Consider the following 10,861-nt stretch of genomic DNA (forward strand, 5'->3'; position numbering starts at 1 on the left):
ACGGCGTCGACGATCCGGCGGCCGACGACGGCGCCGACGACGGCTGCGGCCACGGCGACGGCGGCCGTGCGCCCGAGCCCGGCCACGGCCGAGCGGCCGGCGGCACCGGCGACGAGCGCCACCAGGACGACGCCCGCGACGGTCATGCCGACGGAGCTGCCCACCGCGAGGCCGCTGAGCGTGCCGACCACGTCGCCGTCGTCGTTCGCGAGCGCGACCACGGCGACGACCGACGCGGCAGCGACGGTGAGCCAGCCGGTGGCGACTCCCACGACCGACGCGCGCGAGCGCTCGAGCCCGAACAGGACGCGCGAGAGGTGGAAGAGCAGCCCGAAGCCCACGAGCCCGGGGGCGAGCAGGGTGAGCGTCGGAGCCATGGCGGCCACGGTCTGGGGGTCCCGGCTCGCGTCGACGTCGCCGAAGACCTGCGCGACGGCGGGGGCGACGGCGGCCAGGGCGGCCGCTCCCGCCGCGCCGACCACGAGCACCGTCCGCGTGCTGGCGGCCACGAGGCGCGCCGCGACGTCGTGGGCGCCGTGCGCGTGGTGCTCGGCGATGCGGGGGAACGTCGCGGTGGCCAGGGGCACGGCGAGCACCGCGTACGGGAGCAGGTAGACCGCCTGGGAGTACTGGAAGAGGTTGACGGTGCCGTCGTCGCCGTAGGCGTTCGCGAGGCGCAGCGTCACGAGCACGGAGACCTGCTGCGCGAGGAGGCCGCCGATGCCGGAGAGCGCGAGCCGGGTCGCGCGGCGCCCGACGCCGTCCGGGAAGCGCAGGGTCGGGCGCAGCCGGACCCCGGAGCGCAGCACCGGGACGAGGAGCGGCAGGCTCATCGCGGCCACGCCGGCGGTCGTGCCCCAGCCGAGCCAGGCCACCGCGGCCGTCGACAGCGACGCCGGGTCGTCGACCGCCTGCACGGCGAGCCCACGGAAGACGAGGTAGCTCGTCATGACGACGACGCTCGAGGCGAGCGGCGCGGCGGCGGGCCAGGCGAACCGGCGCTGGGCCTGGAGGATGCCCGTGAGCACGATGCCGACGCCGTACAGCGCGACCTGCGGCGCGAAGACGACCAGCAGGTGCGCCGAGAGCTCGACCGTCGCCGCCGGGTAGCGCTCCGGGGACAGGAACAGCTCGGTGAGCGGGCGCGCGACCAGAGCGAGCAGCACCGACGCGGGCACGAGCACGGCGACGGCCCAGGTGAGCATCGCCGACGCGATCCGGTCGACCTCGTGGCGGGTGCCGCGGCTCAGCGGTCCCGCCAGCAGCGGGACGACCGCACCCGCGAGCGCGCCGCCGGCCAGCACCTCGAACAGGACGTTCGGCAGCACGTTGGCCGTCGCGTACGCGGTCCCCGTCTGGGTGGAGCCGACCGCCCAGGACTGGACGAACCACCGCCCGAAGCCGAGCAGCCGGCTCAGCACCGTGATGCCCGCGATGAGCGCGGCAGCCCCGACGAGCCCGCCCAGCGCCCGCCGGGCGGCCGGGCTCACGCGCGGTCCCGGCGCCGGCCCCACTCGTCCAGGGCGCGCAGGGCGGGCGTGCGCGCGATGACGGCGGTGAAGCTCACCCGCTCGCTCGCGAGCGTCAGGCCGACGACCGCGGCGAGGAGTGCGGCGCGCACGGGCCGGGGCGTCCCGAGTACGAGCGCCGTGCCGACGATCGCACCCAGGGCGTTGGCCCCGCCGTCACCGAGCATGTCCTGCTCGCCGAGGTCGCGCGGCAGCGCCGCACCGGCCGCGCCGAGCGCCGCCGCGGCAGCGGGTGCGCCCGCGGTCACGAGGGCCGGTGCGGCGAGCAGCGCGCCCGCCTTGAGGGCACGCCCCGGGCGCAGGTCGAGGAGGTTGACGAGGTTGGCGGTGCCGGCCACGAGAGCGCCGGCGCACAGCACGTCGATCGCGTGGGCCACGCGGCCGGTCGTGCCCCGCTCGAGCGCGAGCGCGGACGCCACGACGCCCGTGGCGCCGATGCCGAGGACCTTCAGACCGCCCGTGGTCAGCTCGCCGTGCGCGAGGGCGCCGAGGTGACCCCGCAGACCCTTGCGGGTGCGGCTGACGTCCTCCGAGAGGTCGTCGACCAGGCCGAACGTCGCGCCGCCCGCCGCGGCGACCGCACCGGCGAGCGCCTCCCTGCTCCCCGACCTGCCTCCGGCGAGGGCGCCGGCGACGAGCCCGGCGGCGACCGCGGGTCCCTCCAGGAGGCTGATGGGTGCCCCCCGGTGGTTGACCCGCGTCCAGCGCGGCGACCCGCCCAGGGTCGCCCCGAGCGCACGGCGCCCGACGGCGGTCACGGCCGCGGCGGTCGTGGCCGCAGCCACGGCGGCGCGCACGATGCTCATCCCTGCTCCGTGCCGGCCTCGGCGCCGGGGTCGGACTCCGTGGCGGCATCGACCGGCGCCTGCGCCACGCGCTCGATGGGCGGCAGGACGACGTGCGGCGGCAGCGGCGCGGTGGCGTCCGGGCTCGGGCCGTAGTGGCCCACGCTCCCGCCGAGGCTCGCGCTCAGCGCCATCGGCACCGAGACCTGCCCCACGAGCTCGTTGGCCGACTCGACGGTGCTGATGCGGCTGGCCGTCCCCTCGTCGGCGCGCACCCGCTCGACCAGGCTGCCCTCGACGAGCTCGCCCCCGACCACCACGGCGGCACGCGACCGCTCCTGGGCCGCGCGCGCGATCTGCAGCGCGGACGTGAGCCGCGCGTCGGCGAGCTCCTGCACGGCCGGGTCGTCCTCGGGCGTCGCCTGCGTGGACTCGGCCTCCTCGGCGCTCACCGTGGGCCCCGCGAGGACGACGATGGCGTCGGCCGGCGCGCTCACGCCGCCGTCGCCGAGCGTGACGAGCCCGGACTCGACGAGCAGGTCCATGACGGTGACCGCGTCGGCGGCGACCGCGTCCGGGTCGGTCGGCTCGGCCATCGTCAGCGCCTGCGCGAGCGCCTCGGCCAGCTCCGTCCCCGTGCCCGCGTCCTGCGCGGGAACCGGGTCGAGCCGCTCGACGAGGCTGCTCGCGATGCCCTGGCGGAAGGAGCGCTGGTCGGGGTCGTCCCACAGCTCGGTGACCTGCACCGTGGCGGAGACCGTCGCACCGGCCTGCGTCAGGCGCTCGGTGACCGCGTCGCGCACCTCGGGCGCGACGTCGTCGAGCTGCACGACGGCAACCCGTCGCCCGGGCAGGATGCCGTCGAGGAGCTCCGGCGCGGCGGCGGCGAACGCCGCCTCCTGCGCCGCGAGGTCCGCCGACGCGTCGTCGAGCTGGGCGCGCAGCTCCTCCTTCTCGGCCCGGAGCTGCTCCACCTGGCCCGTCAGCGTGTCGCCGATGGTCTCCTTCAGCGGACCCGCGCCCAGCGCGATGCCGACGGCGAGCGCGAGGAAGACGGAGATGAGGGAGACGATGTGGTACCTGAAGTCGATCACTGTGAGGTCTCTCGGTCGGTGGCGGCGGGGGACGTCATGCCCCACCGCCGAACAGGCCCCGCACGGACGACCAGACGTCGTCGAACCAGGCGGCGGACAGGCCGAACAGGGTCTGCCCGGCCGACGTGGAGGCGAGCGCGACCCCGAGTGCGAGCAGCCCGGCGACGATGAGCCACGCGAGCTGCCAGTTCGAGATCCGCTGGCGGTAGAGACGTGAGACGCCCTTGGCGTCGATGAGCTTGCTGCCGACGCGCAGGCGCGTGAGGAACGTGCTCGCCATGCCGGAACGGCCCTTGTCGAGGAACTCGACGAGGGTGGCGTGCGTGCCGACGGCCACGATGAGCTCCGCGCCCTTGTCGTCGGCCAGCAGCATCGCGACGTCCTCGCTCGTGCCGGTCGCCGGGAACACGACGTGCTTGACGCCGAGCTTCTCGACGCGCTCGACGCCCGGGGCGTGGCCGTCGCGGTACGCGTGCACGACGACCTCGGCCCCGCACCGCAGCGCACGGTCCGAGACGGAGTCCATGTCGCCCACGATGAGGTCGGGCTTCCAGCCGGCCTCGAGGATCGCGTCGGCGCCGCCGTCCACGCCGATGAGCACCGGGCGGTACTCCTTGACGTAGTGCCGCAGCGCGACGAGGTCTTCCTTGTAGTGGTACCCGCGCACGACGATGAGCACCTGGCGACCGTCGATGACCGTCTCGATGTCGGGGACGCCGACCCCGTCGAGCAGGAGCGCTCGCTCCCGGCGGAGGTAGTCCATGGTGTTGGCCGCGAACGACTCGAGCTGGACCGCCAGGCCCGCGCGGGCCTCCTCCATCGCCGCGGCGACCGAGGCCTCGTCCTGCACGGTCCCCTCGGCCACGAGGCGGTCGCCGTCGTACACCGCGCCGTCGACGACGCGCACCTGCCGACCCTCCGTGAGGGTCAGGACGTCGGGGCCGAGGTCGTCCACCAGCGGGATCCCCGCGGCCAGGAGGATGTCCGGACCGAGGTTCGGGTAGCGGCCCGACGTCGACCGTGCCGCGTTGAGCACGGCGGCAGGCCGGCACGCGGCGAGCGCCTCGGCCGAGACGCGGTCGATGTCCAGGTGGTCGATCACGGCGACGTCACCGGGCCGCAGCCGCTTGGTGAGGTTCTTGGTCCGGGGGTCGACCCGGACCGGCCCGTGCAGTCCGGGTTCGTCAGGAGCCGCTCGGCGCGGTCGCAGGCTGAGTCTCATCGGGGATCATCGTCCCACGACGGAGCGCTCGAGGAGCTCAGCCGCGTGCTGCCGCGCGGCGTCCGAGTCCTCCTGCCCCGAGAGCATGCGCGCGAGCTCGGCGACGCGATCCTGCCCCTCGACGTGCCGCACGTCCGACGCGGTGACGACGTCACCGGCGGTGGACTTGGTCACGACGAGGTGCCGGTCGGCGAACGCGGCCACCTGCGCGAGGTGCGTGACGACCACGACCTGGGCGCCGAGCGCCAGCTCGGCGAGGCGCCGACCGACCTCCACCGCCGCCTTGCCGCCGACCCCGGCGTCGACCTCGTCGAAGACGAACGTCGGGGGCCGCGCCGCACCCGAGCCGGGTGCCGTCGCCAGCGCGACCTCGATCGCGAGCATGACGCGCGAGAGCTCACCGCCCGACGCGCCCTGACCCAGGGGCCGGGGCGGGGCACCCGCGTGGGAGGCCAGCAGCATCTCGACGTCCTCGGCGCCCCACGGCCCGGGCTCGGGCGTCGGGTGGAGCCGTACCTCGAGCACGGCGGACGCCATGGCCAGCCCGGCGAGCTCGGCCGTCACGGCGGACGCGAGCCGCGTCGCGGCGTCCGTCCGCGCGGCGGTCAGCCGGGCCGCGAGCGTCGTGAGCCGCTCCTCGAGCTCGCCGAGACGTGCCCGCAGGGCGGCCGTCCGGTCGTCGGTGCCCTCGAGCTCGAGCAGGCGCAGGCCGGCGTCCTGGGACCAGGCCAGCACCTCGTCGAGGGTCCCGGCGCCGTGGCTGCGGCTCAGGGCCGTCAGCTCCGCGCGCCGCCGGTTGACCTCCTCGAGGCGCGCCGGGTCCGCGAGGAGCGAGTCGCCGTGGCTCGCGAGCTCGGCGGAGACGTCGTCGAGGAGGTAACGGGCCTCGGCGAGGCGCTCCGCCAGGGCGGCGAGGACGCCGTCGTGGGGCGCGACGGCCTCGAGGCTCCGCCGGGCGAGCTCCACGGTCGCCGTGGCGCCCGCTCCCCCGTCGTCGTCGCCCGCCAGGGCCAGGTGGGCGGACGCAGCGGCGGTGCGGAGCTCCTCGACGTGACCGAGGCGCGCGGCCTCGGCCGCGAGCTCGACGTCCTCCCCCGGCTGGGGCGCCAGGCGCTCGACCTCCGCGAGGCCCAGGCGCAGCAGCTCCGCCTCGCGCGAGCGCTCCGCAGCGCTCGACACCATGGCGTCGAGCTCCTCGGCCGCGCGCTGACGCTGCGACCACGCCGCGCGGTACTCGGCGAGCACGGCCGCGTGCTCGGCGCCCGCGAAGGCGTCGAGGGCCTCGCGCTGACGACGCGGCGAGCGCAGCCGGGCCTGGTCCTGCTGGCCGTGCACGGTGACCAGGTCCTCCGCGATCTCCCCGAGGACGGACTGCGGCACCGTCCGCCCGCCGAGGAAGGCGCGCGAGCGGCCGGCGGCCGCGACGGTGCGCAGCGCCACGAGGGTCCCGTCGTCGTCCACCTGCGCGCCGGCCTCGCGGGCGCGCTCGGCGACGGGCGAGGCCGGGTCGACGACGAAGCAGCCCTCGGCCGTCGCCTGGCTCGCCCCGACGCGCACGACGGCCGCGTCCGCACGGCGCCCGAGCAGCAGGTTCAGCCCGGAGAGCACCATCGTCTTGCCGGCCCCGGTCTCGCCGGTGATGGCGGTGAGCCCCGGTCCGAGCGACACGGTGGCCGCCTCGATGACGCCGAGGTTCTCGATCCGAATCTCCTCGATCACCCGCCGTCCCCCGCCGCGACCACGGCACCCTCCCGAGCCGCGCCCTCGTCGCGCTCGGTGCTGCCGTTCGGCCCTCGACCGCGCCACCCGGTCACGGGCAGCGCGAAGCGGGAGACCAGCCGGTCGGTGAAGGGCGCGTGGCTCATCCGGGCAAGCCGGACGGGCACGGGGCTGCGCCGCACCTCCACCCGGGTCCCGACGGGCAGGTCGATCTTGCGCCGGCCGTCACAGGTGAGCACGCCCTCGCTCGACGAACGGCCGAGGATCTCGACCGCCAGCACCGACGCGGGGCCCACGACGAGCGGGCGGGCGAAGAGGGCGTGCGCCGACACCGGCACGAGCAGCATCGCGTCGACGTCCGGCCAGACCACCGGGCCCCCGGCCGAGAACGCGTGCGCGGTGGACCCGGTGGACGTCGCCATGACGACGCCGTCGCAGCCGAAGGAGGACAGCGGGCGCCCGTCGACCTCGACGACGACCTCGACCATGCGGGCGCGGTCCGACTTCTCGACGGTGGCCTCGTTCAGCGCCCAGCCCGTGCGGACGTCGCCGCCCGGCTGCAGGACGCGCACCTCGATCGTCCCGCGCTCCTCGACGTCGTACTCGCGCGACGCGATCCGGCGCACCGCCTCGTCGATCTGCTCGCGCTCGCTCTCGGCGAGGAACCCGACATGTCCGAGGTTGACGCCGAGCAGGGGCACGCCGGAGCCGTGCGTCAGCTCCGCCGCGCGCAGGATCGTCCCGTCGCCGCCCAGGACGACCACCATCTCGAGCGCGTCGACGTCGCCGACCTGCTCCTCGAAGACGGGGTCGAGCCCGTGCGCGCGCAGCGCGCGCACAGCCTCCTCGGCGGCGCGCACCGCCTCGGGCCGACCGCCGTGGCTGACGACGAGCACCGACCGGTTCATGCGGTCCTCCGCGGCAGTCCTCGGAGCTCGTCGACCATCACGGCGGTGGTCCCGTCCACGACGGCGCGCCGCACCGCCTCGCGGACGTGCAGCGCGTCCCGCCCCTCGGCGGGCTCCGGTCGCAGCCACACGAAGTACTCGTGGTTGCCGGCGGGCCCGGGCACCGGGCTGGGCACGACGGCGCGCAGAGACGCCCCGTGCGCCCGCGCGGCCTCGACGACACCGAGGACGGCCTCGCGCCGCAGGTCGGTCGACTTCACGACCCCGCCCGAGCCGAGGCGCTCCCGCCCGACCTCGAACTGCGGCTTGACCATGAGCAGCAGGTCGCCCGCCGGCTCGCACAGCGCCACGAGCGGCCCCACCACGAGCGTCAGCGAGATGAAGGAGAGGTCCGCCACGACGAGCTCCGCGAGCCGCGGGAGGCCCGTGGGTGCGAGGTCGCGCACGTTGACGCCCTCGCGGCACGTCACCCGGGGATCGCCGGCCAGCGCGGGATCCATCTGCCCGTGGCCGACGTCGACGGCGTGCACGTGGGCGGCACCCCGCTCGAGCAGCACCTGGGTGAACCCGCCCGTCGAGGCCCCGGCGTCCAGGCACCAGCGGCCGCGCGGGTCGGGGGCGCCGGGCGCACCCGCCAGGCTGTCGAGGGCCCCGGCGAGCTTGAGCGCGGCGCGCGAGACGTACTCGGTCGCGGGGGCGTCCACGGTGATCTCCGCGTCCTCGCCCACCGGACGCGAGGGCTTCGTGACGACCTCGCCGTCGACCGCGACCCGTCCCTCGGCGAGGAGCCGCGCCGCGCGCGTGCGGGAGCGCACGAGTCCGCGGCGCACCAGCTCCGCGTCGAGGCGGGCGGCGCCGGCGGTCACGGTCCCTCCGCGAGCCGGTCCGCCAGGGCGGCGTGCACCGCCTCGAAGACGCCGACGTGCTCACGCACCGGCCGCTCGGCCAGGCCGTCGAGCACGCTGAGCGCCTGGTCGACGGCGTCGTCGCCCGTCCCGGCGCCCGCCATCCCCTCGTGCTCCACGCGCACCCCTTCGTCGTCGATCGCTCGTCGAACGCCCACGCTACCGCCCACGGGTGGAGGACCGCGGGCCTGACGCGCGAAGCTCAGCGCGGTGCGGGAACCAGCTCCGGCACCGTGCCCGCGTCCACGGACCCGCCAGCGTCGACAGCCGTCCAGACGGCGCCGCAGGCGGCCCGCACCACGTCCATCGGGTCGCCGCCCGCGCCGGACCGCACCTCGAGCGCACGGTCGCGCACCGTCGCCGACGCGTCGCCGCAGACCCACCAGCCCTCGCGGAGAGCGGGGGCGCGGTGCGGCTGGTGCAGCGCCCGCAGGTCCTCCCCGAGGAAGCTCGGCCGGTCGTGGGCCGGAGCCAGCACGACGTCGCGCGCCGAGCTCACGCCCGTGAGCACGTGCAGGCCGGGGAACCCGGCCGCGCGGGCGCCGCCCAGGTCGGTGTCCAGCCGGTCGCCGATCACCAGAGGTCGCTGCGCCGATCGGCGCTCGGCCGCCAGCCGGAACATCGTCGGCTCGGGCTTGCCGGCGCTCACGGGCTCGACGCCGGTCGCCGCGCGTACGACGCCGACGAGGGAGCCGTTCCCCGGTGCGATGCCCCGCTCGTTGGGGAGCGTGAGGTCCAGGTTGCTCACCACGTACCAGGCGCCCCGCTGCACGGCGTACGCCGCCTCCGCGAGGTGCTTCCACCCGAGGTCGGGCGCGAAGCCCTGGACCACGGCGGCCGGCTCGTCATCGGCCGAGGTCACGACCTCCATGCCCACCGCACGCACCGCCGTCACCAGCCCGGCGCCGCCGACAACGAGCACGCGGGAGCCGGCCTCGAGCCGCTCGGCGAGCACCGCGGCGGCGGCCTGGGCAGCCGTCATGACCTCACCCGGCTCGGCGGGGATGCCGAGACCGCTGAGCTGCCCGGCGACCGCCTCCGGCTCGCGGGAGGCGTTGTTCGTCACGAAGACCAGCGACATGCCGGCCTCACGTGCAGCGGCCAGGCTCTCCGCCGCGTGCGTGATCGGCTCCGGACCGCGATACGCGACCCCGTCGAGGTCGACCAGAGCGAGGTCGTAGGCCTGGGCCAGGGTGCTCGTGCACTCGATGAGCATCAGCTCTCCCGCCCGCCGTCGACCCCGCCCGAGGCCGACGCCTCAGGCGCACGGTCCGGCGCGACCTCGTCAGGCGCCGCGTCGGCGCCGCCGTCCTCCTCGAGGTCGTACACGACCACCTCGTCATCGGTGCCGCCGAGCTGGGCGTCGATCGCCGCGGCCTCGGCAAGCCTTCCCGCGGCCCGTAGTGCCTCGGCCCGCGCCTCCAGGACCCGCTCCGCCTGCTCGCCCGACGCCGCCCGCACGGCCGGCGCCGACAGCGCGGCGAGCGCGGCGTCCGGGTCGCCGAGATCCAGGCGTGCGCCGGCGACGACGATCGCGAGCTCCACCAGTCCCTCCGGCTCGAGCGTCCGCGCGGCCTCCTCCTGGGAGATCGCGATCGCCCGCTCGGGCCTGCCGAGCCCACGCTCGCAGTCGGCCAGCAGCGGCAGGTGCTCGTCCGAGCCGTTGAGACGACGGACCGTCCGCAGCTCACGGAGCGCCTCGGCGTACCGGCCCGTGCGGTAGGCGGTGAGCCCGGCCGCCTCCCGGACGACGTCGACCCGGCCGGCACGGCGAACGGCCGCCTGGGCGTGCTCGTAGGCCAGCTCCGGGTCGTCGTCGAGCAGGCGGCCCGCCATCACGAGGTGCCGTGCGACACCGTCGGCGTTGTCCTTGCTGAGCGTCCGCAGTCGGCTCCGCGCCGCCCGGTCCAGATCCGACGCCTGGACGTCGTCCGGCAGCTCGGGGGCGACGGGTCCGCGCGGCTTCTCGCGCTCACGAGCATCCGCCGGGCGCTCGACGCCGCCGCGCGCGGGTCGAGGCGTCGTCGGACGCCCTCCACGGTCCGCAGCACCGCGACTGTCGGGACGACCACGACCCGGTCCGCCCGACCCAGCCGGAGCCGACGTCCGTTCGGGACGAGGACGCGCGGACGCCCCGGATCCGCCCGCCGCCCCGGCGCGCGTGCGGGGCTTGCGCGGGTCGTACCGCTCACCGGCGCCGCGCCCGGCGTCGCGCCGATCCCCGCCTCCCGCGGATCCACGACCTGAGCCGCCGAACGAGTCCCGTCGAGGCTCAGCACGGCGATCCGCACCTGGGGCGCGGCCCGTGCCGCCCGCGGGACCCGCGCCACGATCCGTGGCGCCGTTCACACGCTTCTCCGCGCGCCCCGACGATGCTCCATCGACAGGCTTGCGCGCACCAGTGCTGTCGTCAGACACGCCGGCACGTCCTCTCTTCTTGACTCGACCCATCGTCTCACGCGGGGCGCGGACGGTTCTCACGGGGCCCCTTCCGGGACCGGCGCTACGCCATCAGCGCCGCCCGAAGCGCGCACGCCGAACAACGACGGCGCGACGGGGACAACTTTCGGGCAACGCAACGAGGCCGTCCCCGAAAAGGGGACGGCCTCGTTGTGAAGTGATGTTCGGCGGCGACCTACTCTCCCACACAGTCTCCCGTGCAGTACCATCGGCGCAGAAGGGCTTAGCTTCCGGGTTCG

The 10,861-nt window shown here is 76.1% G+C and carries 10 protein-coding genes and 1 rRNA gene; all 11 read right to left on the minus strand.

Annotation, left to right across the window (positions count from 1 at the left end; translation table 11 throughout):
• Window positions 1–1,490: murein biosynthesis integral membrane protein MurJ (murJ, locus tag IDM29_RS11150; protein ID WP_188037535.1), on the minus strand; the 1,490-nt coding region annotated here is incomplete at its 3' end.
• Window positions 1,487–2,335 (minus strand): hypothetical protein, encoded by an 849-nt coding sequence (locus tag IDM29_RS11155; RefSeq protein WP_182113690.1) that lies wholly within the window; start codon window positions 2,333–2,335, stop codon window positions 1,487–1,489. The genes IDM29_RS11155 and murJ, both read right to left, overlap by 4 nt.
• Window positions 2,332–3,408, minus strand: a complete 1,077-nt coding sequence (locus tag IDM29_RS11160; protein WP_182113689.1) for a copper transporter — start codon at window positions 3,406–3,408, stop codon at window positions 2,332–2,334. The genes IDM29_RS11155 and IDM29_RS11160 overlap by 4 nt, the downstream gene beginning before the upstream one ends.
• 34 nt (window positions 3,409–3,442) lie before the next feature.
• The gene (gene steA, locus IDM29_RS11165) at window positions 3,443–4,630 is read right to left on the minus strand and encodes a putative cytokinetic ring protein SteA (RefSeq protein WP_182113688.1); all 1,188 of its coding nucleotides are present in this window, start codon (window positions 4,628–4,630) and stop codon (window positions 3,443–3,445) included.
• A gap of 6 nt (window positions 4,631–4,636) precedes the next feature.
• A complete protein-coding gene (gene recN, locus IDM29_RS11170; protein WP_182113687.1) occupies window positions 4,637–6,349 on the minus strand; it encodes a DNA repair protein RecN in 1,713 nt (570 codons plus the stop codon).
• Window positions 6,346–7,257 (minus strand): NAD kinase, encoded by a 912-nt coding sequence (locus IDM29_RS11175; RefSeq protein WP_182113686.1) that lies wholly within the window; start codon window positions 7,255–7,257, stop codon window positions 6,346–6,348. Before IDM29_RS11175 ends, recN begins: the two co-directional genes overlap by 4 nt.
• The gene (locus IDM29_RS11180; protein WP_182113685.1) at window positions 7,254–8,123 is read right to left on the minus strand and encodes a TlyA family RNA methyltransferase; all 870 of its coding nucleotides are present in this window, start codon (window positions 8,121–8,123) and stop codon (window positions 7,254–7,256) included. Before IDM29_RS11180 ends, IDM29_RS11175 begins: the two co-directional genes overlap by 4 nt.
• Window positions 8,120–8,281: a hypothetical protein gene (locus IDM29_RS11185; RefSeq protein WP_182114358.1), complete on the minus strand. Its 162-nt coding sequence runs from the start codon at window positions 8,279–8,281 to the stop codon at window positions 8,120–8,122. Before IDM29_RS11185 ends, IDM29_RS11180 begins: the two co-directional genes overlap by 4 nt.
• A gap of 83 nt (window positions 8,282–8,364) precedes the next feature.
• Window positions 8,365–9,378, minus strand: a complete 1,014-nt coding sequence (locus IDM29_RS11190) for an HAD-IIA family hydrolase (protein WP_182113684.1) — start codon at window positions 9,376–9,378, stop codon at window positions 8,365–8,367.
• Window positions 9,378–9,998 (minus strand): hypothetical protein, encoded by a 621-nt coding sequence (locus tag IDM29_RS11195; RefSeq protein ID WP_255491835.1) that lies wholly within the window; start codon window positions 9,996–9,998, stop codon window positions 9,378–9,380. The genes IDM29_RS11190 and IDM29_RS11195 overlap by 1 nt, the downstream gene beginning before the upstream one ends.
• A gap of 786 nt (window positions 9,999–10,784) precedes the next feature.
• Window positions 10,785–10,861, minus strand: a 5S ribosomal RNA gene (gene rrf / locus IDM29_RS11200); the annotation flags it as partial.

This window comes from Actinotalea sp. JY-7885 (assembly GCF_014525465.1).
Classification (GTDB): Bacteria; Actinomycetota; Actinomycetes; order Actinomycetales; family Cellulomonadaceae; genus Actinotalea.